This window comes from Pseudocitrobacter sp. 73, assembly GCF_008369545.1.
In the GTDB taxonomy this organism is placed as follows: Bacteria; Pseudomonadota; Gammaproteobacteria; order Enterobacterales; family Enterobacteriaceae; genus Pseudocitrobacter; species Pseudocitrobacter vendiensis.
Window position 1 is genome coordinate 30,754 of record NZ_VTZO01000010.1, and the last position, 25,537, is coordinate 56,290.

The window sequence follows — 25,537 nt, forward strand, 5'->3', positions numbered from 1 at the left end:
CTGAACAGTAAATAAAAAGCAGGGGCATTTGCCTCTGCTTTTTTTGTTATCGCAAGGAAGGTAACTGAGCGGTGATTCGCTCCGCCAGAAGCTGACTGGTGTTTTGTAAGCGCCGAGGGTGAAGATGCGCATAACGTTGTGAAGACTGACTGCTGCGGTGCCCCAGTTGAGCCTGAACGTCATACAGTGTTCCGCCGTAGGACACTATGAGGGCGGCAACCGAATGGCGGCAGGTATGAATACACACTTCTTTGTCGAAAATTCCCGCCCGACGAACGATACGCTGAAAGGCTTTAACGGGGTTATTCAGCGGCATTCCTTGTTTTTTACCGATAAACAACCACGGATTTCCACGCTGTGTTGGCAGTGTTCTGATTACGTCCATCGCCAGTGAATTAAGATGAACAATCCGTCCATAGCCATTCTTGGTTTCCGGGAGCCATAGGGTGCGTTTAACCGGGTCAACATGCTCCCACTTAGCCAGACGCAGTTCATCACGACGAAGGCCGGTCAGTAACAGCAGTTTGACATAGCGGGCAGCTACGGGGCTGGTATCGTTATCGGCGGAGAGAAAAATACGACGAATTTCGTCCTCGGTGAAATAGCGCTGTCGGGCGTTGTTCTCCCTGAGAAGCTGTACCACTCTTGCCGGATGGACAGAGGTGATGCTTTGCCTTCCGGCCCAGGTAAATACCGCTTTAATCAGTACGATGACACGATTACAGGTTGCTGCTGATAATGAAGTGCTTAACGTCTGCTGGAGGCGGAGAATGCTGGCAGGTGTGATATCGCTAAGCAGCATCTGACCAATGGCGGGACGGATATGATCCCGGTAGCGCTGGAAATCCTTACCCCAGCTACGTTTAGCAGACTTTGCCCAAACCAGATAATGCTGGTTAAAGAGTTCATCAAATGTCATCTCTTGTCTCTTGTTTTCGCGTTCCTGCTTAGGGTCAGTTCCGGTGGCAAGTGAGCGTTTATGTTCCATGGCAATCTTACGGGCTAAGGTGACATCCACCTCAGGCCAGCGACCAATAGCGATGGCACGTTTTCTTCCATGGTAGAGGTAGCGGAGCAAAAACTTTTTACGTCCTTCTCCTTTGCTGACCAGACATTTCAGGCCAGAAATCTCGGTGTCGCTGTATTCGGCATCGGTGCTGCGTGAATCTGATGTGTTAGGGGGCAGGGATTTAATGAGCTGGTTAGTAAAACGGAAGCGTTTCGGACTGGACATATTACCTCCTGTGACTGGTGTAAAGAACGTCAGGGTTGACCCATCCCCGGCACGGCGTTGTAAATGGCTAAGTTGATTTTCTGGTGTGGCGAAGGGGATGCTGGTGTTACTTGAGATGATTGAAGGCGAGAAATGCCGCAAAAATAGGTGTTACGGTCTGTTTCTGGTCTTAATGGAAAAAATACCGGTGGGGGATGTATTCAAAAAAATAATATGTGCTTTGGTTGATTTTAATTACATATATGGGCGACATTATCCAGAAATACCTTATTGGAGAGTATGTGCTTATTTTGAGAGCATGCTTCTGCATTAATGATTAATCATTAATTTAGTAGGTGTTGTTTTTTATAGGGCTACATTTTTTAATTTTGGGGTTGTAGGTTTATTTCATGATCATGTGGAATACATCGTCTTTGTTCTGACCCCCCTATCTCAGTTGATATAGTTGTTTTTTTTGGGGGAAGGGAGGGCTTGTGGGTTGATTTTAAATTTAATTTTCATTATCTTCTTAAGGTAACCTCATATCAAAAGGAAAATGTCAATGAAGTTTTTCTCCACTGGTTTCTATGTTTCGAATGATGTTTTATTTGACGATGTATTCAATGAGTGCTTTTCTTGGATTCATGAATCACCACACACAAACTTTATACCTGCACAATTGGCGTGTGACTATCTTAGTGAAGATTTTTATGTAGAGTCAAGTAATGAAAGGATTGATGTAATTACTCATGGCAACCAAGATGTTCAGTTAGGTTGCTTCAGATATTCTAAAATTTCCGAACCACACAAATGGGTAACTGATATATCTATAAATAAGAACTTAATAAATAATACGGTATGGATCCAAGTTGAATCAAGTGTGGTTAGTCAGGAGGCTGCGTATTTAGCACCTCAACCTAAAAAACCTTTGATAGTAATTAGGTTGATAGATAAATTTTCTGGTGGTTTGGATGATGCCTTCAAAACATCAATAGAACCTGATTACCTTTCGAATTCTGAAGAGCATTTAAAGTTGGCGGCAAAAGTTATCAATGGAGAAACTGAAAACAGGCTGCCAATAATCTATGTCAGTTCGAAATATTTTTACAATGAACATCCTCATAACATTATTCCTGAGCGATTAGCAAGAAAGGTGTGTGGCATAGCTCATGTTCTAATTGAACCTCGTGAGAAAATGTTTTCAATAAAACTAAAAAATGAGACAAATTCTAAAAATGCTTACGCAGGTGCAGTCGGAATTTACTGGCCGCGAGGACAAAATATCTCCTTTTACCGTCGGGGTGAGAAAACAGCGAAGGAGTTTGAAGATGAATTATTTGATGATGTCGTAAAAGCCACATCTACAATGGCTCCCGTCTCTGAGGGGGGATGGAGTGAAATACAAAAAAGAAGAACTAAGGATTCTATTAATACACTTAAGATTAGAGGTGAATACACAAGTGAATTGATGGGTTTGTATGAGGCCGATAATGTTGCAAAAGATGAAACAATAGAAGAACTCAAAAGTAATATATTATCTTTAGAATATCGTGTTCGAATGCTTCAATCACAAGCTTCAGCTCAAGGAAGTATAGTAATGAATGCAGGGGAAGAAACTGACTTTTTCAATGGTGAGATCAAAGATGTAATAATAGAAGCTCTGAAGGTTGCTATTGTGAATACGAAAGAGGGCAGTCGAAGTAATCATATATTATCTTCTTTAATTTCCAACAACCCTCAAACCATGGAAGCAAATTCGCGTCAAACTCATTTGAAAAGAGCACTTAATGGCTACAGGAGTATGGATAAGGCAACGTCAAGGCAGCTTAAGGAACTTGGGTTTGAGTTGTCTGAGGAAGGTAAGCATTGGAAGTTAGTATATAATGGTGATTCCAGATACTCTTACATTCTTCCTAAAACAGGGAGCGACTATAGAGGATCTTTGAATGCTATTTCTGATATAAGTAATATTATTTTCTAACAAAATCTAGCCCCTTATAAAGGGGCTGGGTTATGGCTATTTTAAATCGGTAATACACATTGTTTAATGTAAGTATTACAGTTCAAAGTTTATGTTCAGGTAAGGAATTCCTATGGGGCTGAGTCATTTTTTAATGACGTGGAAAGCGGGGGATTTTGCTGATGCGAAGAATCATAAGGTGAAAAACAGGAATATTACAGGTGGAGTAGATGGTGGAAACACCCGACTGACAAGGGGAGTTGATAACGCTGAGTTCTTCCCCCTTGCCTGAAGAGGAGTCTCCCCGGTCTTCCCCCGGGGGTAATGGAAGGTAATTTGTTGTTAAATAAAGTAAATTATGAAATCCCCCATTTCCCCCGTATTCTCTGCTTCATTATGAATAATCTTAGAGAAAGGAACCGTAGAGGACCGTAGAAAGACCGTAGCAGTGGGGTAAGGAAGAGACACATCAGAGGGTGTTGAGGTGTGTAAAAGTAACGAACATCTGCGAAAATGGCGAGAAATCCAGCAAACAAATAACGAGTTGCAACGACCAGAAATCTACCGTAGCTAAGAAAGGAAAAAGCCCCGCTTTGCAGCGAGGCCTTATGAATAGTGGTGCCCGGACTCGGAATCGAACCAAGGACACGGGGATTTTCAATCCCCTGCTCTACCGACTGAGCTATCCGGGCAACGACGCGCATTAAACCTTATTCACCTCTCCGCGTCAACGGAATTTATAAAATTTGATGCGAATTGCGCAATATATCATCACCTTGCTGCATTTGCACGCGACTCAGGCAAAAAAGGCGGTCCACAAGATAGAAACAGGCATCGCCAGTATCAGGGCCGGTAGCATATTTACCACAGCAAACATTTTGATACCGCAAATCCGCAACCCGGTCGCCAGTAGCAGCATACCGCCGACGGCGGTGAAGTCTGCCATCATCATCGGTGTGGTGAGCGGCAGCAATAGCGAGGCGCTCATGGCCAATGCAATCTGAATCACCAGCATCGGCACGGCGATTGCCGAAACGGCTATGCCCAACGTGCAGGCGAATATCGTCGCTGTAAAGAAGTCGAGAAACGCTTTAGCGATAAGAATCGATGCGTCCCCGGTCATCCCTTCCCGCATTGCGCCGAAGATCCCCGTACCGCTGGCGCAAAACAGTACGATAATGGCGACATAGCTCTGAATGAATGTCTCATGATTGTTGTTGCTCTTACTCTTGCGCGACAGCAGTTTCTTGAGCTTGCTTACGCCATTGTTGATGCCTTTCTCGAGCAGACAGAATTCACCGATGAGCGTTCCCAGCAATGTCGCTAACACCATAACCGGCAGGTTCTCGCACTTCACCACCAGTAAGATACCAATCCCAAGCGATACCAGACCAAATATTGAGGTCATGGCGCTACGAATACGTTCCGGTAAACGCTGACTAAGAAGTGCGCCGAGGACACCGCCTGTTAAAACAGCCCCGGCATTAATAAATGGCCCAATAACCACAATGACTCCTGTAAATTGATTCCTTGTTAATGACGCTATTATGGCCTGGTTAATCGGTTCAGTGGGGCATAAATCGACATTTGTAGGGATCCGGTTTTCATCTTGCCCCTCAGGAGGAAAGGTGCCATGATTGCGCGATTTTTCTCCAGCCACGCCATCGCTGTCGAGGCTGGAACTCCTTTGGACCCCTGATGTTTCGCGGGACAAGGCTGACTGTCTTGTCCTGGTTTTTACTTTTCCGAAATGGGTTGTTGCGCCGATGAAATCACTGCATATTGCCGCCAGCGCGGAGCTGGTCTCTCAACTCTCCACTCACCGTCGCGTGGTGGCGCTGGACAGTACTGACTTTACCGACGTTGCGGCCGTCGTCATTACCGTGGCGGACAGCCGCAGCGGCATTCTGGCGCTGCTTAAGCGCACCGGGTTTAATCTGCCGGTCTTTTTGCTCGCGATGGAGGGAGTCGATGCCCCTGCGGGCGTGGATGCAGTGATCACTGGCAAAGCACAGGAGTGGCTGGAGCTGGAATCCGCCGCCTGTCGCTATGAAGAAAATCTGCTGCCGCCGTTTTTCGATACATTGAGCCAGTATGTCGAAATGGGCCACAGCACGTTCGCCTGTCCGGGCCATCAGCACGGCGAGTTTTTCAAAAAGCACCCGGCGGGCCGCCAGTTTTACGATTTCTTCGGTGAGAACGTCTTTCGTGCCGATATGTGCAACGCCGATGTCAAACTGGGGGATTTACTGATCCACGAAGGCTCCGCGAAAGATGCGCAGAAATTCGCGGCAAAAGTATTCCACGCCGACAAAACCTATTTTGTGCTTAATGGCACGTCGGCCGCGAATAAAGTCGTCACTAACGCATTACTGACGCGCGGCGACCTGGTGCTGTTTGACCGTAACAATCATAAATCTAACCATCATGGTGCGCTGATTCAGGCCGGGGCGACGCCGGTCTATCTGGAAGCCGCACGTAACCCGTTCGGCTTTATCGGCGGTATTGATGAACACTGCTTCAACGATAGCTACCTGCGTGAGCTCATCCGCGACGTTGCGCCGGAAAAAGCGGAGGACGCGCGTCCCTTCCGCCTGGCAGTGATCCAGCTCGGCACCTACGATGGCACTATCTATAATGCGCGTCAGGTGGTGGATAAAATCGGCCATCTCTGCGACTACATCCTGTTTGATTCAGCGTGGGTCGGCTACGAGCAGTTTATCGATATGATGGCCGATACCTCTCCACTGCTGCTGGAACTTAACGAGAACGATCCGGGGATTTTCGTTACTCAATCGGTGCATAAGCAGCAGGCTGGTTTCTCACAGACCTCGCAGATCCATAAAAAAGATAACCATATTCGCGGTCAGGCGCGTTTCTGCCCGCACAAGCGGCTGAACAATGCCTTCATGCTTCACGCCTCAACCAGCCCCTTCTATCCGCTGTTTGCGGCGCTGGATATCAACGCCAAAATTCATGAAGGTGAAAGCGGACGTCGTTTGTGGGCAGAATGCGTTGAGCTGGGGATCGATGCGCGTAAAGCGATCATTGCTAACTGTAAGATGATCCAGCCGTTCGTGCCGCCAGAGGTGGATGGCCGCCCATGGCAGAGTTTTTCGACCCCAACGCTTGCCAGCGATCGTAAGTTCTTTAGTTTTGCGCCAGGCGCGCGCTGGCACGGGTTTGAAGGTTACGCGCAGGATCAGTACTTTGTTGATCCCTGCAAACTGCTGCTCACCACGCCGGGGATCGACGCCACGACCGGTGAATATACGGAATTCGGGATCCCGGCGACGATTCTGGCGCACTACCTGCGTGAGAACGGCATCGTGCCGGAGAAGTGCGATCTCAATTCCATTTTATTCCTGCTGACGCCTGCCGAGAGCCGCGAGAAGCTGGCGCAACTGGTGGCGATGCTGGCCCAGTTTGAACAGCACATCGAAGACGACACGCCGCTGGCTGACGTACTGCCGACGATCTTCAGCAAGTATCCGGTGCGTTATCGCGATTACACCCTTCGCGAACTGTGCCAGGAGATGCACAATCTTTATGTCAGCTTTGCAGTGAAAGATCTGCAAAAGGCGATGTTCCGCAAAGAGAGCCTGCCGCAGGTGGTGATGAACCCGCAGGATGCCAATCGTGAGTTCATTCGTGGCAACGTGGAGCTGGTACGTATCAGTGAAGCGGAAGGGCGGATTGCTGCGGAAGGCGCGCTACCGTACCCGCCAGGCGTCCTCTGTGTGGTGCCTGGCGAAGTATGGGGGGGGGCGGTCCAGCGTTACTTCCTGGCGCTGGAAGAGGGCGTAAACCTGCTGCCGGGCTTCTCACCTGAGTTGCAGGGGGTTTACAGCGAAACCGATGCCGATGGAATCGAGCGTTTGTTTGGCTATGTGTTGCAGTGATTTTTTTGCTTCCCCTCACCCCGGCCCTCTCCCACAGGGAGAGGGAGAAAACCAGAGCAGATCTTTCAGTTCTGCACAGTCAGTCCCCTCTCCCTTTGGGAGAGGGTTAGGGTGAGGGGGCCCTTCAGGCCGCACTCCGCTTATACATTCTGCGCGGATGCCCAATCTTGCCGTACCGCATCTCAACGCTCAGAAAACCGTTATCCACGCCGTGTTCCAGGTAGCGGCGTGCGGTGGTCTTACTCAAACCGGTCTCGCTCACCACCTCATCAACCGAGAAGCAGTACGCCGGTTGGTCATTAAACAGTTTTTGTACCCGCGCCAGCGTATTCTCTTCAATGCCCTTACTGCCGCCGTCCTGGCGATAATTTTTCGCCTGCAACTGATAGAGCGAGTCAACGTTTTGCTGGTCGACTATCTTCCACACGCGTTGTTGCTCATTAAACTGTACAAAACGCTCCAGCGACTGGCTCAACCGCTTCCACGACACCGGCTTGAGAATATAGTCGAACGCCCCGTTGCGAATGGCCTGGCTACAGGTATCCATATCGCTGGCGGCAGTAATGAAAATCACCGAACAGTTAGCCAGCATCACCAGGGGATTATTGATAAGCGTGATGCCTTTACCATCCGGCAAATAGTTATCCAGCAAAACCAGCTGCGGTTGCTTTTCAGCTAGCTGCATCTGCGCCTCGGCGAGCGATCCGGCGATCCCCACCAGGCGCAATCGCGGGTGCTTGCTAATCAGTTCCGCATGAAGCTGGGCCAGTTCATTTTCATCTTCAACGATCAGTACATCGATAAGTTCATGTTGCATAATCAGTCTCTTCCTGCGCTGGCGTGTCGTGCCTCTCCCCCTGCGGGGATAAAAAGAGAAAAAATGGCGCCGCGCGGCGTGTTATCCGCCACTTCTATCGCACCGCCTGCCTGAGTGACATAGCTTTCTATCAGGTAGAGGCCAATGCCATGGTCGCCGTGAGTTTTGGTGGTAATTCCGCGTTCAAAAATGCGTTCGCGTAGTTCAGGGGCGATGCCGACGCCCTGATCCGCTACTTCAATAATCAATTCATGTTCAGTGAGTTTAATCAGTACTTCAACGGGCGCGTGCGGTAGTGCCGAGCGTTGCGTTGCTTCAATGGCGTTGTCCAGCAGGTTCCCGATAATGGAAATCAGCTCCGTCTCACTCAGCGTGGTGAAGGGCTTATCCATTAGACAGGCAGGATCAAACGCCAGTTCGACGCCTTTCTCACGTGCGCGTGCGGCTTTACCCAGCAGCAGTCCGCACAGGGTCGGCGAAGCAAAGCGTGAGGAGATAAAATCAAGCAGCTCCTGCGCGTGTTCAGACTGCGCCTGGATATAGCCAATCGCCTCTTCGTAGCGGCCCATATGCAGCATCCCAGATAAGGTGGTCATACGGTTAAGCTGTTCATGGCGCATGATGCGCAGGTTATCGACATAGCGCTTCACCTGGCTGAGCTGCGCGCTCAACGAGTCAATATCGTTGCGATCGCGGAAGGTGATCACCCAGCCCTGAAGCTCGTTCTCAAGCATGATGCGCACCCGACTGGCGATAACCATCGACTGATTAAAGTGGCAGATTTCGTCATGTGTATCGCGGGCGAGCATGGTTTCAGGGGCAAAAAACGGCACGGGCGAGATAACCTCGCTAATAAGCTGCCCGCGCAGATGGCGCGTCGGCTGACTCAACGAAAGCAATTTACGTGCGGCCTGGTTAATCACTTCAATTCGGCAGTTTTTATCGATGGCGATGACCCCTTCATAGATGGATTCCATCATCGCCTTTTGCTGGCGCACCAGCAGGCCAATCTCGCGCGGCTCCAGGGAGAAAATCTGCTTCTTAATGCTGCGGGTGAAGAACCATGAAAATATAAACAGGGCGATCAGCAGCAGAACGGCGGCCAGCAGAATATTGACGACTTTGTTCACGGTGATCGCATCGAGATAGCTGGTGAGATACCCCACCGAAACAATGCCAACCACCTGACCGGCGTCATTTAAAATAGGCGCTTTGCTGCGCAGTGAGATCCCAAGCCCACCTTTGCGAATGGTAGTGGTACTTTTACCGGCCAGCACCTCGGTGTTATCGCCGCCCACCAGTTCTTTTCCCACGCGGTCTTCAAACACTGAATGAAACAGATGCATTCCCTTATTATCCCCAATCACAATAAAACTGGCATCGCTATGCGCGGCCAGTTTCTGCATATACGTTCTAATTGCTGCAATATCTTTTTCAGCGACTTCCTGACGCAGTGAAGGAATTAGCGCAATCTCTTCTGCTTGTATTCTCGCGCGCCCGCTCATTTCCTGATAAAGCTGTCTTTCCATATCGACATAATAATAGCCGCCCAGTAATGCAAACAGCACCGAGAAAAAGGCAACCAGCGATATAAACAGTTTTATCTGAAATGACAACTTCATGACTATCACGCACGTTAGCAACGGGAAGGCCTAATGTATCACTTTTTGTGCGAGTGGCTTCTGTTTTTACGGAAAGTTGTGAGCCTTTGCACATCACCTTGAACCGCCGCGGAAATAATTCCTACAAGAAAGTATTTATTCGCAATTTAATAAAAGAAACCATAAAAACCACGCTAATAAATAAGCGGTAAGTCACACAAAATAAAAGAAACCTTAAAAACCATAGATGCCATTAAAACTCTGGTTTTAATATGCATTCCCTCACATAAAGTATGCCTTCGTAGCCCTAAGCTGAACGTGAAAAATAACCAAGGGGCTTATTATGAGCACAACTGATGATTCTTTCTCTGTACCTCACGACCCAATAGATATGCAGCGCCCGGCGTTGAAAGAGCGCTGGTGGCACATTATGGATACGTGGAAAGTGGGTATTATCCCGCTGCCGCTGTTCTTACTGGCAGGTGTACTGATTGCCATCGACTGTTTAGGCGGCAAGCTGCCGAGCGATATTGTGGTGATGGTTGCCACCCTGGCGTTCTTTGGTTTTGCCTGTGGTGAATTTGGTAAACGCCTGCCTATCGTCGGCAAGCTGGGTGCGGCGGCGATTTGCGCCACCTTTATTCCGTCGGCGATGGTCTACTACGGGCTGCTGCCGGATGTCGTGGTGGAGTCCACCACCAAATTCTACAAATCGACCAACATCCTCTATCTCTATATCTGCTGCATTATCGTTGGCAGCATTATGAGTATGAACCGCACGGTGCTGATTCAGGGGTTCCTGCGCATCTTCTTCCCGATGCTGTGCGGTGAAATCGTCGGCATGATTGTGGGGATGGGTGTCGGTCTGGCGCTGGGGATGGAACCGTTCCAGATCTTCTTCTTTATCATTCTGCCGATTATGGCGGGCGGCGTCGGGGAAGGGGCGATCCCGCTTTCCATCGGCTATGCCACGCTGCTGCATATGGACCAGGGCGTCGCGCTGGGACGTGTTCTGCCGATGGTTATGCTCGGCGGCCTGACGGCGATTATTATCTCCGGTTGCCTTAACCAACTGGGTAAACGCTACCCGCATCTGACCGGTGAAGGGCAGTTGATGCCGAATCACGCAAATGCAGATACCACCTCTTCACAGCCTGTTGTCTCAGGCAAAACGGATGTCACCACCATTGCATCTGGCGCATTGCTGGCGGTGCTGCTTTATATGATTGGAATGCTCGGTCACAAACTGATTGGTCTGCCTGCACCGGTTGGCATGCTGTTTGTCGCGGTGCTGGTCAAACTGTGCAACGGGGCGTCTCCGCGCCTGCTGGAAGGCTCACAGGTGGTATACAAATTCTTCCAGACTTCCGTTACGTATCCGATTCTCTTCGCCGTGGGCGTCGCGATCACCCCATGGCAGGAACTGGTGAATGCGTTCACCCTCAACAACCTGCTGGTAATCGTCAGCACCGTCTCTGCGCTTGTGGCAACCGGTTTCTTCGTCGGCAAAAAAATCGGTATGCACCCCATTGATGTCGCCATCGTCTCCTGTTGCCAGAGCGGCCAGGGCGGCACAGGCGATGTCGCGATTCTGACCGCAGGCAACCGAATGAGCCTGATGCCATTCGCCCAGATTGCCACGCGTATCGGCGGCGCGATTAACGTCTCCGTCTCGCTGCTGGTACTCGGCAACTTCCTTGTTTAATTGATGTACGCAGGAACAGAACAATGAAACTCGCAAGCTTTACATATCAGGGTAATCGCAGCTACGGCATCGTCAATGCCGAAGGTGTGGTGGATTTAGGTCGCCGTCTTGGCGACCGCTACAGCGACCTCAAGGCGCTGTTACAGGGCGATGGTTTAACTCAGGCCCGCCTGTTCGCCAATGAACCGGCAGATCTGAACATGGAGGCCATCACTTTCTTACCGGTGATTGAGCATCCGGAAAAGATCCTCTGTGTGGGCATGAACTACGCCGAAAAACGCAAGGAGTTTGACCAGCACAACCCGGCGCCAACGCTGTTTGTGCGTTTCCCGGACTCGCAAACCGGTCACAACTCGCCGGTACTGAAACCGCGCAGCTCTAATGAGTTCGATTACGAAGGTGAGCTGGCGGTCATCATCGGCAAAGGCGGCGAAAATATTACCCGTGATGATGCCCTGAACCACGTGGCAGGCTACAGCTGCTATATGGACGGTTCCGCCCGCGACTGGCAGCACACCTGGTTCACCGCCGGGAAAAACTGGCGTCAGACCGGGGCCTTTGGCCCGTGGATGGCAACGGCGGATGAAATCCCCGATCCGCACCAACTGGCGATTCGCACCTGGCTCAATGGCCGCATGGTACAGGAAGACAACACCAGCAGCATGATCCACAAAGTGGCCGAATTGATTGAGTACATCAGCACCTTCACCCGTTTAAGCCCGGGCGACGTGATCATCACCGGTTCCCCAGGCGGCGTCGGTAAAAAGCGCAATCCGCCGCTGTTTATGCACGAAGGCGATCGCATTGAAGTCGAGATCGAACATATCGGTCATCTCAGCAATGTGATTATGGAAGCGCCAGCGCAGACGCTGACGGCAGCACACTAACCGGCAGGTGACAGGATGCAGTCGCAACCCGCAATCGACTTCAGGGTGACGGAAGTCGCTAAACACCCGGCACGTCTGATTCAGATCCGCCAGCTTCTGGCGGACAGCGGCCTGGGAATGGATGCCGACATCACGTTGTTTGTTGAAGCCTGGTCCGATTCGCAGCTGGTGGGCTGCGCGGGCCTCGCCGACAACGTTATCAAATGCGTAGCGGTGGATAAGCAACTCCGTGGCGAAAATCTCAGCGCCAGGCTGCTGGCGGAAGTGGAAAACGTGGCCGTGGATCGCGGTCACTTTCACCTCTTCCTCTGCACCCGCCCCTGTAATGCAGAGCGCTTTCAGCGCAGCGGTTTCTGGCCAATTGCGCAAAGCGGCAGTAATGCTGTGTTGATGGAAAACACACCGCAGGGGATCGCCCGCTACTGCCGCTCGCTGCGACGTTATCGCCATGAAGGCGCGCGCACTGGCGCCATCGTCATGAACGCTAACCCGTTCACGCTGGGGCATCGCCATCTGGTTGAACTGGCGGCCTCGCGCTGTGACTGGCTGCATCTCTTTGTGGTGCGCGAAGACGCGTCATTCTTCCCGTTTAGCGTCCGGCTGGCGATGGTGCGCGCGGGCGTTGCCCATCTGCCGAATGTCACGGTGCATGAAGGTTCGCAGTACATCATCTCGCGCGCCACTTTCCCGGCCTACTTTTTGAAAGAAACTGGCAAGGTGCAGCGTGCCTGGAGCGAAATCGATGCGCTGATTTTTCGCGACCACATCGCCCCGGCGTTAGGCATTATCCACCGTTTTATCGGCTCGGAACCGTTTTGCGACGTCACGCGGCAGTACAACGAAACGCTGCATCAGTTGCTGGCGGGCCGCATCGAGGTGGTAGAGGTGCCACGTATTCGGGCGACCGGCAGCGCAATATCCGCATCTGAAGTGCGCCGATTATTAAAAACAGAACAGTTTTCCCGCATTCGGGAAATCGTACCAGAAACCACTTTTGCCCACCTGGAAGCGCATTATGGCGCGGCGGAAGTGGCGTAAACATTCAGGGAATACATCATGAAAATAGTAAGGGAGGCGCTGGCCGGTACGCAGGAGTCCAGCGACCTGATGGTGAAAATCGCCCCCGCCGACGGCGAGCTGGAGATTGTCATTCACAGTGAAGTGATTAAACAGTTTGGCGAGCAGATCCGCCGGGTGGTTGACGAGACGCTACAGCGCATGGGCGTGGTGCAGGGGCTCATTATCATCGAAGACAAAGGCGCGCTGGATTGTGTTATCCGCGCCCGTTTACAGAGTGCGCTGCTGCGCGCCGCCGATGAAAAAGCCATCGCCTGGGAGGTTCTCTGATGAACAAACTTCGCCGCAGTATGCTGTTTTTACCCGGCGCGAACGCCGCCATGCTCTCAACCGCATTCATCTACCGCCCCGACTCCATCATGTTCGACCTGGAAGACGCCGTGGCGCTGCGTGAGAAAGACACCGCGCGCCTGCTGGTCTTCCATGCTTTGCAGCACCCTATGTACCAGGATATCGAAACCGTGGTGCGTATTAACCCACTGAGCACGCCGTTTGGTCTGGCGGATCTCGAAGCGGTGGTGCGTGCGGGCGTTGATGTGATTCGCCTGCCAAAAACCGATACCCCGGAAGATATCTTCGAACTCGAAGGCCACCTTGAGCGAATTGAGCGTGAATGCGGGCGCGACGTGGGCTCCACGGGCGTGATGGCGGCGATTGAATCTGCTGTGGGCGTGATTAATGCCGTGGCGATTGCCCGCAGCTCCCCGCGTCTGATTGGTATCGCTCTGGCGGCGTTTGACTACGTGATGGATATGCAAACCGAGCGCAGCGACGGCACCGAGTTGTTCTACGCGCGTTGCGCCGTTTTGCATGCGGCACGTGCCGCAGGGATCGATGCGTTCGACGTGGTGTGGTCAGACGTCAATGACGAAGCCGGTTTCCTGCGCGAAGTTGAGCTGATCCGCAAAATGGGCTTTAACGGCAAATCGCTGATTAACCCACGCCAGATTGACCTGCTGCATAACGCCTATGCGCCAACGCAGCAGGAAGTGGACCACGCGCAGCGCGTTATTGAAGCGGCGGAAGAGGGCGAACGTAACGGCCTGGGCGTCGTGTCGCTCAACGGAAAAATGGTCGATGCACCGATTATTAACCACGCGCAGCGAGTGCTGGAACGCGCCGCCGCGTCCGGCGTGCGTCGTTAAGGACAGAAAAATGAATCAGACAGAACTTCTTCACGTGAATTTCCCGCACCTGCGGGCGTTAAAACCTTTTGATACCGCACACAGCGCCACGCCGTGGCTGGATAATCTGGAAACGAAACACCAGCGTAAACTCTGCGACTCGCTGGAACAGGCGATTGAACGTAGCGGCCTGCGTGACGGTATGACCATCTCCTTCCACCATGCGTTTCGCGAAGGCGACCGGGTGATTAACACCGTGGTCGCCCTGCTGGCGAAAATGGGGTTTAAAAACCTGACGCTGGCCTCCAGTTCGCTGATGACCTGTAACGACGTGCTGATTGAGCACATCGAGCGCGGTGTGATTACGCGGATTTATACGTCCGGCATGCGCGGCAAACTGGCGGACGCCATTTCACACGGTCTGATGGATGAGCCAGTACAAATTCACTCTCACGGGGGGCGCGTGAAGCTGCTTCAGGACGGCGAGCTGAATATTGATGTAGCGTTTCTTGGTGTGCCGTGCAGCGATGAATTCGGTAACGCCAATGGTACGCAGGGGAAATCATGCTGCGGTTCGCTGGGCTATGCGATGGTGGATGCGCAGTTTGCCCGCAACGTGGTGCTGCTGACCGAAGAACTGGTGCCGTTCCCCAATATGCCGGCAAGCCTGGTGCAGGATCAGGTGGACTACATCGTGAAGGTTGAGAGCGTTGGCGACCCGGCGAAAATCAGCGTCGGGGCGGCGCGTGTGACCAGCAACCCGCGCGAACTGATGATTGCGCGTTATGCGGCGGATGTGATTGAGCACTCCGGCTACTTCCGCGACGGTTTCTCGATGCAAACCGGTTCCGGCGCGGCGGCTACCGCCTGCACGCGCTTTATGGAAGAGAAAATGGAGCGCAGCGGGGTTAAAGCCAGTTTCGCGCTCGGCGGGATTACCGGCAGCCTGGTCGATCTTCACGAGAAAGGGCTGATTGGCAAACTGCTTGATACCCAGTGCTTCGACGGCCAGGCTGCAGCGTCGCTGGCGCGAAATCCGAATCACGTCGAAATCTCCACGAACGTTTACGCCAACCCAGGCAGTAAAGCCGCCTGCTGTGACCAGCTGGATGTGGTTATCCTGAGCGCGCTGGAGATCGACGTCAATTTTAACGTCAACGTGATAACCGGTTCGGACGGCGTAATGCGCGGCGCATCCGGCGGTCACTGCGATGTGGCGGCAGCAGCCAACCTCACCATCGTCGTTGCGCCGCTTCTGCGCAGCCGCATTCCAACCGTGGTGAAACGCGTAACGACCCGCTTAACGCCCGGCGAAAGCATCGATGTACTGGTCACCGACCACGGCATCGCGGTGAATCCGGCTCGCCCGGAAATTCGCCAGCGTCTGCTGGCGGCGGGGCTAAAAGTGGTGGATATCGACGACCTTTATCAACGCGCAATTTCCCTGACCGGTAACCCGAAACCGATTGAATTTACCGACAAAATTGTCGGTGTGATCCGCTATCGCGACGGCAGTGTGATTGACGTCGTCCGTCAGGTGAAGGAGTACGAATAATGGAAATGATGACGCCCGATATTGAGGGCGTCAGTCTTGATGCGCTGTTGACGGCAAAGGAGCGCCGCGCCGCGCGTCAGGCTGACTGGCTGGAACATTATCAACAATCGCTGATTTCGCTGACGCTGGTGACGCCAGGCGCGGTAAAAGACAGCATTCGCTATCGCAATACGATGGGCGTGGCGCTGCAGGCCTGCGACCAGATGCTGTGGGGCAATGGCTGGAAGGTGCTAGACCGCCAGGTGCTGTGGCTGCCCACGGGCCCGGAAGCGCTGTGGTGCGTGGGGCATCAGGCGCCGGAAATCAAAGCGCACTGTGCGGCGCTGGAACAAACCCACCCGCTGGGGCGGTTGTGGGATCTGGATGTTATTTGTCCGCAGAATGGGCATGTCGGGCGCTTATCGTTAGGCACGCATATGCGCCGTTGCCTGATTTGTGACGAAGCCGCGCACGCCTGCGCCCGCTCGCGCGCCCATCCGGTTGAAGAGGTGGTCGCCCGCGTGGAGGGCCTGATTGATGGCTGGTTTGCTCGCGATTAAACCCCGCGTCATCAACGTGGCGGCGCTGGCTGAAGAGGCGCTGTGGCAGGAGCTTGAACTGACGCCGAAGCCGGGGCTGGTGGATAAAAGCAATAACGGTTCACACCGCGATATGGACCATGCGTTGTTCGTGCGAAGTATTCAGGCCATCTCGCCGTGGTTTTCGCGTTTTGAAGAGGCGGGGCGTGCATTTTCCCGGCGTGCCAAAAGTGAACAGCTTTCACTGCTGCGGCCAATGGGTATTGCCTGCGAACAGGCGATGCTGCGCGCAACCCACGGCGTGAATACGCATAAAGGCGGGGTTTTTGCCCTCGGGCTGCTCTGTTTTGCTGCCGGGCGTCTGGCAGAGAACGGAGAACAGATTAATGCCTTGTCGCTTTCCTCACAGGTAAGTGGGTTATGCCAGGGAATGGTGCAAAGAGAACTGGCCAGTCGCACGAGTATGGCGACGGCGGGAGAGCGTCAGTTTCACCAGTTTGGGCTGACCGGCGCACGTGGCGAGGCCGAAAGCGGGTTTGCCACGGTGATGCGCTATGTCTTGCCGTACTGGAACCCGCGCGCAATGCACGAAATGCTGCTGCGCCTGATGGCCGTAAATCCAGACAGCAATCTGGTATCGCGCGGGGGGATCGTCGGATTACGCGATGTTCAAATGTATGCGCAACAGCTACTGTCGCGCGGATGGGAGTATGACGACCTGGTCAGGATGGATAAGCAACTGATTGAGCGGAACCTCAGCCCTGGTGGCAGCGCGGATTTGCTGTCAGTGGCATGGGTGCTGGGTGAATGTAAACATTACCCCCTTCCGTCAAAAGGAAGAGGGTAATGATGCACTAACGTTATTTGCGCCGGTAGCTCTTCTGCGCAGTGTTCACTTTATAGAGATAGCGACGCGATTCCGCAGACGGATGACGCGTGGTCAGGGTGGTATACACATCGCCCGGCGCCATGCTGTTAATGATTTGCGCGGCCTGAATCTTATCGTTCGAGAAGACCCGCAGCACGCTGCCCGCGCCGCCGTTATAGGCGGTAATCACCGCATAGCGTCGTGATGTTGGGTTATCGATACCGGAAAGGTACACATTGCCCAGCATCGCCAGATACGCGGTACCGGTATCGATGTTGCTGGCCGGGTCGAACAGGAAGCTGCGGCTCGGCGTGCCTGATTTCCCCTGCGAACGGAACACATCTTTCCCGGCGCTGTGCTGCACCACCTGCATCAGCCCAAGCGCATCGGAACGGCTGACGGCGTACGGGTTGAAAGAGGATTCGGTCTGCATAATCGCCAGGATCAGCGACTCATCCACCCCATATTTACGCGACGCCTGACGTACCATGTTGATGTACTTATGCGCACGCTTGTCCAGGTGGTTCGGCACCAGGTTAATGGTGATGCTGTAGATCATCCGAATGCCGTTGCTGCGGCTTTTCATCCGCGTTTGCAGCAGATAATCAGCAAACCGCGCGGCGCGCCACTCCCAGCGGATCGCCTCGCCGGTGTTATCGACCACCTGACCGTAAAGGAACGGCTCTTTTGAGATCTGGATATCGTTGGCGTCGGAGTACAGGTCGATTGAACCCGGATCGTCGCCCATCAGCAGCGTCTGGATAATCGCCTGACGCAGATGTGCCGCCGGTTCTGTGCCTGAAATGGTCTCGACGGTTATCGTACCTTCGTCGAAGTTGATGTGGCTACGGGTCTGGTAGCCGTCGGTGTATTTAACGTAGTCCTTCGGGCCCGCGATAAGAACTTCGTTAAATCCCCAAATGTTTTCAATGTTATGGGCAAATTGCCCCATCAGAATATCAAAACCGTTGGTGTCCTTAACCCAGGCTTCATTATAGGTATCACCTTTTTTGGAGCCTGAGCAGGAGATGAGCAACGGCGCAATCAGAGCCAGTGCAAATAATTTTTTCATCATTCCGGGAGCGCGTGTTGTGTTGGGCTAAAGGGCCAGAGGGCCCTTACTGTTTTTCTGGCGGAGTGTAGCCTTCGATGTGCACATCTTTACCTTCAAACAGGAAATTCACCATTTCCTCTTCCAGAAGTTTGCGATGTTCCGGGTTCATCATGCTCAGTTTTTTCTCGTTGATGAGCATGGTTTGCTTGTGCTGCCACTGCTTCCACGCCTCTTTGGAGATCTCGTTATAAATGCGCTTACCCAGCTCGCCTGGATAGAGCTGAAAATCCTGACCTTCAGCGTCACGCTGCAGGAAAGTACAAAAAATCGTTCTGCTCATGATAAATCCTCTTTGTTCACTGACGCTTACGCTAATGCGCCAGCGCGTAACTGCTGCAACAACCGCTCCACGGGCGCCGCCAGTCCAACGGACGGTGGCTGGGCTAAGTTATACCAGAGAGCGCTGCCTTCATCCATGCAAGAGGTGAAGGAGGACACGGGAAGCCACATTGGCACAATATCCAGATGGAAATGGCTAAATGTGTGGCGAAACGCGGTGAGTTGCGTGAGATTTTCAGCGGGTATCTGTCGGGCATCCAGCCACTCGCGAAGGGCTGCTTCATCTGCAAACTGCGGAAAACAGTACAGCCCGCCCCATAAACCGCTCGGTGGACGCTGCGCCAGCATCACCTCGTCACCCTGCTGCATCATCAGGAAATAACCGGTGCGTTCAGGTAACGTCTGCTTCGGTTTTTTACCCGGATATTGCGCCCAGCTATGATGCGCGTACGCCACGCAACCTGTGTTCAGCGGGCAAAGCTCGCACTTCGGTTTCGAGCGCGTACAGACCATCGCGCCCAAATCCATCATCGCCTGATTAAACCGCTCCACGCCATTCGCGGGCGTGACTTGCTCGCTGATCTCCCACAGTTTTTTCTCCACCTCTTTCTTACCAGGCCAGCCGCTTACAGCATAGCAGCGCGCCAGCACGCGTTTAACGTTTCCATCAAGAATAGGAAAATGCTGTCCTAACGAAAGAGAAAGAATCGCCCCTGCCGTTGAGCGTCCAACGCCTGGCAGGGCGGCAACGTCCTCGAAGGTTTCGGGGAAGCGCCCGTTGTGCAGCGTCGCCACCTGTTGTGCGGCTTTATGCAGATTACGTGCACGGGCGTAATAACCAAGGCCGGTCCACAAATGCAGCACTTCATCCAGTGGTGCATTGGCCAGGTCGGTTATCGTGGGAAAACGCGCCATAAAGCGTTCAAAATAGGGGATGACGGTGGCAACCTGAGTTTGTTGCAACATCACTTCTGAGAGCCATACTTTGTAGGGCGTCTTGTTGAGTTGCCAGGGCAGCGTTTTACGCCCGTATTTGTCATACCACTCCAGCACCTGGGCCGAAAATTGAGACGCTTGTAAGGTCAAAGCAGGGTTTCCGATATCGCACTATTTGGGTGGCAGATTGCAGCACAGCGGCACTATGGTGTAAACAGGAACTTTCCGGTGCTTGCATCCGGCAACTTACTTTGGATAATGCCCGTTTCCCGAACACTCTCACAAGCAGACAATACTTTTATGAAGAACGACGTCATTTCACCGGAATTTGATGAAAACGGCCGCCCGCTGCGCCGAATTCGCAGCTTTGTACGTCGCCAGGGGCGACTGACTAAAGGGCAGGAACACGCATTAGAAAACTACTGGCCGGTGATGGGCGTTGAATTCAGCGAAGATCCTGTCGACTTTGCCACGCTGTTTGGCCGCGAAGCGCCAACTACGCTGGAAATCGGTTTTGGCATGGGCGCATCACTGGTGGCGATGGCGAAAGCGAATCCGCATCAGAACTTCCTCGGTATTGAAGTTCATTCGCCGGGCGTTGGCGCTTGCCTGGCGACCGCGCATGAAGAGGGTGTAGAAAACCTGCGTGTGATGTGCCATGACGCGGTGGAAGTGCTGCACAAAATGATCCCTGACAATTCTTTAACCATGGTTCAGCTCTTTTTCCCTGACCCGTGGCACAAAGCGCGTCATAATAAACGCCGTATCGTTCAGGTACCGTTTGCTGAACTGGTGAAGAGCAAGCTCAAACTGGGCGGTGTTTTCCATATGGCAACCGACTGGGAAGCCTACGCGGAACATATGCTGGAAGTGATGTCTTCCATTGAAGGGTATAAAAACCGCTCAGAAACCAACGACTATGTACCGCGTCCGGAATCACGTCCGGTAACCAAATTTGAACAACGTGGCCATCGTCTTGGTCACGGAGTATGGGACTTAATGTTCGAGAGGGTGAAATAATGGCAAAGAATCGTAGCCGTCGTTTGCGTAAAAAAATGCACATCGATGAGTTTCAGGAAATTGGCTTCTCTGTTGCGTGGCGTTTCCCGGAAGGCACCAGCGAAGAGCAGATCGACCAGACGGTTGATAAGTTCATTGAAGAAGTGATCGAGCCGAATAAGCTGGCATTTGACGGCAGCGGCTATCTGGCCTGGGAAGGTCTGATTTGCACCCAGGAAATCGGCAAATGCACCGAAGACCATCAGGCTCAGGTGCGTAAATGGCTTGAAGACCACAAATTCGAAGAGGTCCGCACCAGCGAACTTTTCGACGTTTGGTGGGACTAAATTACCATCGGGGCCAGCATACGCTGGCCCGTTTTCTATCGAGGGATTTGTATGATGCGTCAAACGCTGCTGGCGGCGGCACTTTCGTTAACGGCATTATCCGCCCATGCGGATTATCAGTGCAGCGTCACCCCGCGTGATGATGTGATCCTGAGCCCGCAAACGGTGCAGGTCAAAGGCGAGAATGGCAATCTGGTCATCACCCCCGACGGTGGCGTGACCTTTAACGGCAAACAGTATTCCCTGAATGCGGCACAGCGCGAACAGGCAAAAGATTATCAAACCGAACTGCGTAGCGCGCTGCCGTGGATCGATGAAGGTGCGAGAACGCGCGTTGAAAAGGGCCGCGTTGCGCTGGATAAAATCATCGCCAAAGAAGTGGGCGAGAGCAGCAACATGCGCAGTCGTCTGACCAAGCTGGATGCCCAGCTTAAAGCGCAGATGAACCGTATTATCGAGCATCGTACTGATGGCCTGACGTTCCATTACAAAGCTATCGATGAAGTCCGCGCTGACGGTCAGAACCTGGTGAACCAGGCAATGGGCGGCATCTTGCAGGACAGTATTAACGAAATGGGCGCGAAAGCTGTGCTGAAAGGCGGCGGTAACCCGTTACAGGGCGTGCTGGGTAGCCTGGGCGGCCTGCAAACTTCCATTCAGAACGAATGGAAAAACCAGGAAGCGGATTTCAAAGCATTCGGCAAAGATGTCTGCGGGCGTGTGATTGCGCTTGAGGACAGCCGTAAGGCGCTGGTGGGGACGCTGAAGTAGAGCGCTGGCCCCTCACCCTAACCCTCTCCCACAGGGAGAGGGGACCGATAGTGCAAATACGTAGTGTTGTCACCGACCTTCTCCTTCTCCCTGTGGGAGAGTTCCGGGATGAGGGGAAGCAACAGCACAATTGTTTGAGCTCAGCTCCGACCTTCTCCCTCTCCCTGTGGGAGAGGGCCGGGGTGAGGGGAAGCAACAGCACAATTGTTTGAGCTCAGCTCCGACCTTCTCCCTCTCTCTGTGGGAGAATTCCGGGGTGAGGGGAAGCAACAGCACAATTGTTTGAGCTCAGCTCCGACCTTCTCCCTCTCTCTGTGGGAGAGTTCCGGGGTGAGGGGAAGCAACAGCACAATTGTTTGAGCTCAGCTCCGACCTTCTCCCTCTCTCTGTGGGAGAGTTCCGGGGTGAGGGGAAGCAACAGCACAATTGTTTGAGCTCAGCTCCGACCTTCTCCCTCTCCCTGTGGGAGAGGGCCGGGGTGAGGGGCGCGGGTTTGCAGATGTCTTAAAATTGTCAGCAGAACCCCCTCTTCATTATTTCTAAAGTCATTATTCCAGAAACGTAAAACCAGCCATCCCTGACGTTCCAGGAAGCCAGTACGCATCTCATCATATTCAACACATTCAGCATGCTGTCCCCCGTCCAGTTCGATAATCAGAGCCGCTTTGTAGCAGGCAAAATCAACAATGTAATTCCCAATTGGCATTTGCCGACGGAACTTAAAACCATAAAACCGTCGCCCCCTCAACAAATACCACAGCCGCAGTTCTTCCTTCGTTTGCTGGCGCCGTAGCGTCTTTGCATATTCCCGTCGTTTCTCCATCCCTTCATGTTGCCACCGCGTTCAACCGTCGTCAGATCTCATAATCAATACTGGAATCCGTCTTCCAGCGTACTTTCAGATTCTGTTTATCCTTCCTTCGTGGGCGAGTTTCGTATGATGACGTCCTTACTCACTAAAAGGATTTAAACCATGAAACTCGCCTGGAAATCTGCGGCACTCCTGTTGTGCTGCTTCGCGGCTCATGTCCTGGCTGATGACAACACTCCAACCGATGACGTCATAAAACAACAATTTGCAAAACAGTCTGACGGACTGATACGCATGGGAGATATCACGCTGCAACAGATTGAGAAGGTGGGGAACCGGGCTACCTATACCATCGAAGGGGATATTATCGCGACCGATAATCTTTATGCTGTTGTCGGCATAGCCGGAGACTATACGTTTTACGAAAGAACCTGGACAAAAGATCAACCCGTGAAATTTTCAGCGATGATGACTGCGGTAGGCACGAAGGCTTCGAGCTGGAGTACCGAGTTTTACTCCATGCAAGCAGCGGCAAAACGTATAGGCAGGCCATTCAGTAAGAATGAAAATTTAAGTAAGTCACTGATTGTAAACGATAGCGGCTTTATGGCGCAATTCGCGAAACTGGATGCGCAATTTGCTGATAGTAAGGCGAGCGTAGAAAAACAGCAGAAGCAGTATAAAGCGCTCAGTCAACAAATTGAGGCGCTGGACGAGCAGATCAACAAAGCCTGGGGAACGGATAGCAATGGTAAGCCCCTTGGGCGTGATGCTGTGCTAAGAGCAAAGCAGGCTGAGGTATACGACGTTGATAGCAAAAACGACATGAATAAGTTTATCAATCAGTATTACATCAAGGTGTATGAACCCGCGCTGATTGCCTGTCAGAAAAAAGGCAATTGCGATACCACATCGATTAATGCCGCCCGCGATAAAGCCTATGAAGCGAAGAGTGCAGAATATGCGCGTCAGCATGATGCGATAAGTACGAAGGTAAAAGCTGAAATCGAGGCTCTTGAGAAAAAAGTTGAACCACTAACGAAAAAACGCGAAGCGCTGCGCGGGCAGATGGTGGTCCTGGAGTCGAGTAATTATGAATTAACGAGCGATGCGAAATTATGGGCGGAAGGTGTAGAACGGCTGCGCAAAGAGGGGGTTATCCGCTAAATACCTGAGCCTGACAATGTGGAGTGACAGGCCCGATATAAACCCGGCGTCGTGCAGCCCGCCGGGTCGTAGCAAATCTTACATCAGCCCTAAAAGCTGCGGCACAAACAGTGAGATCTGCGGAATGTAGGCGATCATGAGTAAGGCTATCAACAGCGCGGCATAGAACGGCAGTAACGGCTTGATCAACTGCTGGATCTTAACGCCTGAAATTGAACAGCCGACAAACAATGCACTGCCAACGGGCGGCGTTAACAGACCTATGCACAGGTTAGCGACCATCATAATTCCGAAATGCACCGGGTCCATGCCCAGATCCTGCGCAATGGGCAGGAAGATTGGCGTGAAAATCAGAACCGCAGGCGTCATATCCATGAAAATCCCGACGATCAACAAAACGATGTTGATAAGCAGCAGGATCACAATCGGGTTTTCAGAGATCCCCATCAGCGTATCGCTGATCATGTAGGGAATATCCGCATTGGTCATCGCCCACGACATCCCGACGGAAAAACCGATCAGCAACAGGACGATAGAGGTTGTCACTACCGACTCCAGAATCAGCTTCGGCAGGTCACGCCATTTCACCTCACGATAGATAATCACTGACAGAATAAAGGTGTATACCACCGCAATGGCCGAAGCCTCAGTCGCCGTGAAAATCCCACCGAGAATACCGCCCATGACAATAATCACCAGCAGCAGGCTTGGTAGCGCATCAAGGAACGCTTTTGCCGCCTGGGCACAAGTGGGGCGTTCAGACACGGGATAACCGCGTCGTTTGGCAATAATCGCGCAAACGACCATAATCGACAGGCCCATCAGAATACCCGGCAAATAGCCCGCCATAAACAGTGATGCTACCGAGACGCCGCCTGCGGTAAGAGAGAAAACAATCAGTACGTTAGAAGGCGGAATCAACAGCCCGGTGATGCATGATGAGACGTTCACTGCCGTCGAGAATGCCGGATCGTAGCCTTTTTGGGTCTGAATAGGATGTAACGTTCCTCCCACGGCGGCTGCGGCGGCCACCGCAGAACCAGAGATAGAACCAAACATCATATTAGCGAGTACGTTTACATGGCCGAGCGAGCCCGGAACGCGGCCCACCATCACCTGCGCGAGGTTTATCAGGCGTATCGCAATACCACCGCTGTTCATGAGTGTCCCCGCAAATATAAAGAAGGGGATCGCCAGCAAAGCAAAGTTGTCCAGACCGTTCGCCAGACGTTGGGAAACGGTAATAACCGTGATATCCCATGGAAACATCAGCAGCATTGACGCGACGGTAGCAATGCCAATTGAAAACGAAATCGGAACACCGATAAACACCAGTACAAAGAAGGCGCCAAACAGTGTGAGTGCAATATAACCGTCCATTAGCATGCTCCTTCTGTAGACTGTTTCAGGCGAACCAGGCCATTAGCGATAAACCACAAGGCGTAGAACATCATGATGAGGCCAGATAGCGGTAAGATCAGATAGACGTAGCCCATGGGGATTTGCATTGCAGCAGAAACCTGTGCGGTCGCCAGCGTTTTGGCGATTAACTTCAAACCGCCCGTGACGATGACTGAGCCGGAAAAAAGGAAAATGAGCAGGTTAATCAACACGCTCAGCAGCATTTGCTTACGCGGTTTTAGCATCATTGCTAACAGATCAATCGCCAGATGACGCTGTGCACCCACGGTGTAGGCAGCCCCAAGCAAACCTACCCAAATCATCAGGAAGCGCGCCAGCTCGTCGGTAAGGGTGCTGGGCTGATTTAACACGTAGCGGCTGAATACTTGCCAGACTACACAGACGACAAGCGCGACCATAACGGCGACGGAAAACGCGGCGATCGCGCGGTCCACCGCGTGTTTCGTGCGGATAAATATCATTGT

Annotated in this window: 25 protein-coding genes and 1 tRNA gene; 15 read left to right on the forward strand and 11 right to left on the reverse strand. The window is 52.5% G+C overall.

From position 1 onward, the window contains the following. Nucleotides 1-46: 46 nt before the first annotated feature. Nucleotides 47-1,234, reverse strand: coding sequence for a site-specific integrase (locus F0Q32_RS11885; RefSeq protein ID WP_149463225.1), 1,188 nt, complete (start codon nt 1,232-1,234; stop codon nt 47-49). 541 nt (nt 1,235-1,775) lie between these two features. Between F0Q32_RS11885 and F0Q32_RS11895 the strand changes: the two genes are divergently transcribed. Continuing rightward, complete coding sequence (locus F0Q32_RS11895) at nt 1,776-3,194, forward strand: hypothetical protein (protein ID WP_039260992.1); 1,419 nt, start codon at nt 1,776-1,778, stop codon at nt 3,192-3,194. A 112-nt stretch (nt 3,195-3,306) separates the two neighbouring features. Beyond that, the gene (locus tag F0Q32_RS26150; RefSeq protein WP_163447338.1) at nt 3,307-3,465 is read left to right on the forward strand and encodes a hypothetical protein; all 159 of its coding nucleotides are present in this window, start codon (nt 3,307-3,309) and stop codon (nt 3,463-3,465) included. Nucleotides 3,466-3,789: 324 nt separating this feature from the next. On the opposite strand, the gene F0Q32_RS11900 is transcribed toward F0Q32_RS26150, so the two are convergent. Next, nucleotides 3,790-3,865, reverse strand: a tRNA-Phe gene (locus F0Q32_RS11900). Between the two features lie 104 nt (nt 3,866-3,969). Then, nucleotides 3,970-4,680, reverse strand: a complete 711-nt coding sequence (locus F0Q32_RS11905; RefSeq protein WP_149463226.1) for a DUF554 domain-containing protein — start codon at nt 4,678-4,680, stop codon at nt 3,970-3,972. A gap of 259 nt (nt 4,681-4,939) precedes the next feature. Between F0Q32_RS11905 and F0Q32_RS11910 the strand changes: the two genes are divergently transcribed. Then, on the forward strand, nt 4,940-7,075 hold the full coding sequence (locus tag F0Q32_RS11910; RefSeq protein ID WP_149463227.1) for an ornithine decarboxylase: 2,136 nt from the start codon (nt 4,940-4,942) through the stop codon (nt 7,073-7,075). Between the two features lie 124 nt (nt 7,076-7,199). Here F0Q32_RS11910 and F0Q32_RS11915 read toward each other — a convergent pair whose 3' ends face one another. Then, nucleotides 7,200-7,892: a response regulator gene (locus tag F0Q32_RS11915; RefSeq protein WP_149463228.1), complete on the reverse strand. Its 693-nt coding sequence runs from the start codon at nt 7,890-7,892 to the stop codon at nt 7,200-7,202. Nucleotides 7,893-7,894: 2 nt separating this feature from the next. Continuing rightward, nucleotides 7,895-9,514: a sensor histidine kinase gene (locus F0Q32_RS11920; RefSeq protein WP_149463229.1), complete on the reverse strand. Its 1,620-nt coding sequence runs from the start codon at nt 9,512-9,514 to the stop codon at nt 7,895-7,897. A gap of 322 nt (nt 9,515-9,836) precedes the next feature. Between F0Q32_RS11920 and F0Q32_RS11925 the strand changes: the two genes are divergently transcribed. From F0Q32_RS11925 to citG, 8 genes are read left to right on the forward strand one after another with little or no spacing between them, the layout of a single operon-like run. Continuing rightward, nucleotides 9,837-11,198 carry a 2-hydroxycarboxylate transporter family protein gene (locus tag F0Q32_RS11925; RefSeq protein WP_149463230.1) on the forward strand — a complete coding sequence of 454 codons (1,362 nt, stop codon included), beginning with the start codon at nt 9,837-9,839 and terminating at the stop codon, nt 11,196-11,198. 23 nt (nt 11,199-11,221) lie between these two features. After that, complete coding sequence (locus tag F0Q32_RS11930; RefSeq protein ID WP_015963045.1) at nt 11,222-12,085, forward strand: fumarylacetoacetate hydrolase family protein; 864 nt, start codon at nt 11,222-11,224, stop codon at nt 12,083-12,085. A 15-nt stretch (nt 12,086-12,100) separates the two neighbouring features. Beyond that, nucleotides 12,101-13,123, forward strand: a complete 1,023-nt coding sequence (gene citC / locus F0Q32_RS11935; RefSeq protein ID WP_149463231.1) for a [citrate (pro-3S)-lyase] ligase — start codon at nt 12,101-12,103, stop codon at nt 13,121-13,123. A gap of 18 nt (nt 13,124-13,141) precedes the next feature. Next, a complete protein-coding gene (gene citD / locus F0Q32_RS11940; RefSeq protein ID WP_149463232.1) occupies nt 13,142-13,432 on the forward strand; it encodes a citrate lyase acyl carrier protein in 291 nt (96 codons plus the stop codon). Then, on the forward strand, nt 13,432-14,307 hold the full coding sequence (citE, locus tag F0Q32_RS11945) for a citrate (pro-3S)-lyase subunit beta (RefSeq protein WP_149463233.1): 876 nt from the start codon (nt 13,432-13,434) through the stop codon (nt 14,305-14,307). Before citD ends, citE begins: the two co-directional genes overlap by 1 nt. Before the next feature lie 10 nt (nt 14,308-14,317). Then, complete coding sequence (gene citF, locus F0Q32_RS11950) at nt 14,318-15,841, forward strand: citrate lyase subunit alpha (protein ID WP_149463234.1); 1,524 nt, start codon at nt 14,318-14,320, stop codon at nt 15,839-15,841. Further along, on the forward strand, nt 15,841-16,380 hold the full coding sequence (citX, locus tag F0Q32_RS11955; protein WP_149463235.1) for a citrate lyase holo-[acyl-carrier protein] synthase: 540 nt from the start codon (nt 15,841-15,843) through the stop codon (nt 16,378-16,380). The genes citF and citX overlap by 1 nt, the downstream gene beginning before the upstream one ends. Then, on the forward strand, nt 16,358-17,206 hold the full coding sequence (citG, locus tag F0Q32_RS11960; protein WP_149463236.1) for a triphosphoribosyl-dephospho-CoA synthase CitG: 849 nt from the start codon (nt 16,358-16,360) through the stop codon (nt 17,204-17,206). The genes citX and citG overlap by 23 nt, the downstream gene beginning before the upstream one ends. Before the next feature lie 13 nt (nt 17,207-17,219). Here citG and mltC read toward each other — a convergent pair whose 3' ends face one another. Genes mltC through mutY form a run of 3 tightly spaced genes read right to left on the reverse strand, consistent with a single transcriptional unit; the run spans nt 17,220 to nt 19,706 of the window. After that, on the reverse strand, nt 17,220-18,299 hold the full coding sequence (gene mltC / locus F0Q32_RS11965; RefSeq protein ID WP_149463451.1) for a membrane-bound lytic murein transglycosylase MltC: 1,080 nt from the start codon (nt 18,297-18,299) through the stop codon (nt 17,220-17,222). Nucleotides 18,300-18,345: 46 nt separating this feature from the next. Beyond that, a complete protein-coding gene (locus F0Q32_RS11970) occupies nt 18,346-18,621 on the reverse strand; it encodes an oxidative damage protection protein (protein ID WP_015963053.1) in 276 nt (91 codons plus the stop codon). A 26-nt stretch (nt 18,622-18,647) separates the two neighbouring features. Beyond that, a complete protein-coding gene (gene mutY, locus F0Q32_RS11975) occupies nt 18,648-19,706 on the reverse strand; it encodes an A/G-specific adenine glycosylase (RefSeq protein WP_149463237.1) in 1,059 nt (352 codons plus the stop codon). A 150-nt stretch (nt 19,707-19,856) separates the two neighbouring features. Here mutY and trmB point away from each other — a divergent pair, with 150 nt between their 5' ends. Genes trmB through F0Q32_RS11990 form a run of 3 tightly spaced genes read left to right on the forward strand, consistent with a single transcriptional unit; the run spans nt 19,857 to nt 21,673 of the window. Beyond that, a complete protein-coding gene (gene trmB, locus F0Q32_RS11980) occupies nt 19,857-20,576 on the forward strand; it encodes a tRNA (guanosine(46)-N7)-methyltransferase TrmB (protein ID WP_015963055.1) in 720 nt (239 codons plus the stop codon). Next, complete coding sequence (locus F0Q32_RS11985) at nt 20,576-20,902, forward strand: YggL family protein (protein ID WP_015963056.1); 327 nt, start codon at nt 20,576-20,578, stop codon at nt 20,900-20,902. The genes trmB and F0Q32_RS11985 overlap by 1 nt, the downstream gene beginning before the upstream one ends. Before the next feature lie 51 nt (nt 20,903-20,953). After that, nucleotides 20,954-21,673: a DUF2884 domain-containing protein gene (locus tag F0Q32_RS11990; RefSeq protein WP_149463238.1), complete on the forward strand. Its 720-nt coding sequence runs from the start codon at nt 20,954-20,956 to the stop codon at nt 21,671-21,673. Between the two features lie 436 nt (nt 21,674-22,109). Here the strand turns inward: F0Q32_RS11990 and F0Q32_RS11995 are convergent, their stop codons facing one another. Continuing rightward, nucleotides 22,110-22,496: an endonuclease domain-containing protein gene (locus F0Q32_RS11995; protein WP_149463239.1), complete on the reverse strand. Its 387-nt coding sequence runs from the start codon at nt 22,494-22,496 to the stop codon at nt 22,110-22,112. A 150-nt stretch (nt 22,497-22,646) separates the two neighbouring features. Between F0Q32_RS11995 and F0Q32_RS12000 the strand changes: the two genes are divergently transcribed. Beyond that, nucleotides 22,647-23,651: a DUF1202 family protein gene (locus F0Q32_RS12000; protein WP_149463240.1), complete on the forward strand. Its 1,005-nt coding sequence runs from the start codon at nt 22,647-22,649 to the stop codon at nt 23,649-23,651. 78 nt (nt 23,652-23,729) lie between these two features. On the opposite strand, the gene F0Q32_RS12005 is transcribed toward F0Q32_RS12000, so the two are convergent. Both F0Q32_RS12005 and F0Q32_RS12010 read right to left on the reverse strand, forming a co-directional pair. Continuing rightward, nucleotides 23,730-25,031, reverse strand: coding sequence for a TRAP transporter large permease (locus F0Q32_RS12005; RefSeq protein ID WP_149463241.1), 1,302 nt, complete (start codon nt 25,029-25,031; stop codon nt 23,730-23,732). Then, the gene (locus tag F0Q32_RS12010) at nt 25,031-25,534 is read right to left on the reverse strand and encodes a TRAP transporter small permease (RefSeq protein WP_149463242.1); all 504 of its coding nucleotides are present in this window, start codon (nt 25,532-25,534) and stop codon (nt 25,031-25,033) included. The genes F0Q32_RS12005 and F0Q32_RS12010 overlap by 1 nt, the downstream gene beginning before the upstream one ends. Between the last annotated feature and the right edge of the window lie 3 nt (nt 25,535-25,537).

Excerpts from the sequence above, each read along its gene's own strand:
- F0Q32_RS11885 (WP_149463225.1), bottom strand. The coding sequence starts at position 1,234 with ATGTCCAGTCCGAAACGCTTCCGTTTTACTAACCAGCTCATTAAATCC.
- F0Q32_RS11895 (WP_039260992.1), top strand. The coding sequence starts at position 1,776 with ATGAAGTTTTTCTCCACTGGTTTCTATGTTTCGAATGATGTTTTATTT.
- F0Q32_RS26150 (WP_163447338.1), top strand. The coding sequence starts at position 3,307 with ATGGGGCTGAGTCATTTTTTAATGACGTGGAAAGCGGGGGATTTTGCT.
- F0Q32_RS11910 (WP_149463227.1), top strand. The coding sequence starts at position 4,940 with ATGAAATCACTGCATATTGCCGCCAGCGCGGAGCTGGTCTCTCAACTC.
- F0Q32_RS11915 (WP_149463228.1), bottom strand. The coding sequence starts at position 7,892 with ATGCAACATGAACTTATCGATGTACTGATCGTTGAAGATGAAAATGAA.
- F0Q32_RS11920 (WP_149463229.1), bottom strand. The coding sequence starts at position 9,514 with ATGAAGTTGTCATTTCAGATAAAACTGTTTATATCGCTGGTTGCCTTT.
- F0Q32_RS11925 (WP_149463230.1), top strand. The coding sequence starts at position 9,837 with ATGAGCACAACTGATGATTCTTTCTCTGTACCTCACGACCCAATAGAT.
- F0Q32_RS11930 (WP_015963045.1), top strand. The coding sequence starts at position 11,222 with ATGAAACTCGCAAGCTTTACATATCAGGGTAATCGCAGCTACGGCATC.
- citC (WP_149463231.1), top strand. The coding sequence starts at position 12,101 with ATGCAGTCGCAACCCGCAATCGACTTCAGGGTGACGGAAGTCGCTAAA.
- citD (WP_149463232.1), top strand. The coding sequence starts at position 13,142 with ATGAAAATAGTAAGGGAGGCGCTGGCCGGTACGCAGGAGTCCAGCGAC.
- citE (WP_149463233.1), top strand. The coding sequence starts at position 13,432 with ATGAACAAACTTCGCCGCAGTATGCTGTTTTTACCCGGCGCGAACGCC.
- citF (WP_149463234.1), top strand. The coding sequence starts at position 14,318 with ATGAATCAGACAGAACTTCTTCACGTGAATTTCCCGCACCTGCGGGCG.
- citX (WP_149463235.1), top strand. The coding sequence starts at position 15,841 with ATGGAAATGATGACGCCCGATATTGAGGGCGTCAGTCTTGATGCGCTG.
- citG (WP_149463236.1), top strand. The coding sequence starts at position 16,358 with ATGGCTGGTTTGCTCGCGATTAAACCCCGCGTCATCAACGTGGCGGCG.
- mltC (WP_149463451.1), bottom strand. The coding sequence starts at position 18,299 with ATGAAAAAATTATTTGCACTGGCTCTGATTGCGCCGTTGCTCATCTCC.
- F0Q32_RS11970 (WP_015963053.1), bottom strand. The coding sequence starts at position 18,621 with ATGAGCAGAACGATTTTTTGTACTTTCCTGCAGCGTGACGCTGAAGGT.
- trmB (WP_015963055.1), top strand. The coding sequence starts at position 19,857 with ATGAAGAACGACGTCATTTCACCGGAATTTGATGAAAACGGCCGCCCG.
- F0Q32_RS11985 (WP_015963056.1), top strand. The coding sequence starts at position 20,576 with ATGGCAAAGAATCGTAGCCGTCGTTTGCGTAAAAAAATGCACATCGAT.
- F0Q32_RS11990 (WP_149463238.1), top strand. The coding sequence starts at position 20,954 with ATGATGCGTCAAACGCTGCTGGCGGCGGCACTTTCGTTAACGGCATTA.
- F0Q32_RS11995 (WP_149463239.1), bottom strand. The coding sequence starts at position 22,496 with ATGGAGAAACGACGGGAATATGCAAAGACGCTACGGCGCCAGCAAACG.
- F0Q32_RS12000 (WP_149463240.1), top strand. The coding sequence starts at position 22,647 with ATGAAACTCGCCTGGAAATCTGCGGCACTCCTGTTGTGCTGCTTCGCG.
- F0Q32_RS12005 (WP_149463241.1), bottom strand. The coding sequence starts at position 25,031 with ATGGACGGTTATATTGCACTCACACTGTTTGGCGCCTTCTTTGTACTG.
- F0Q32_RS12010 (WP_149463242.1), bottom strand. The coding sequence starts at position 25,534 with ATGATATTTATCCGCACGAAACACGCGGTGGACCGCGCGATCGCCGCG.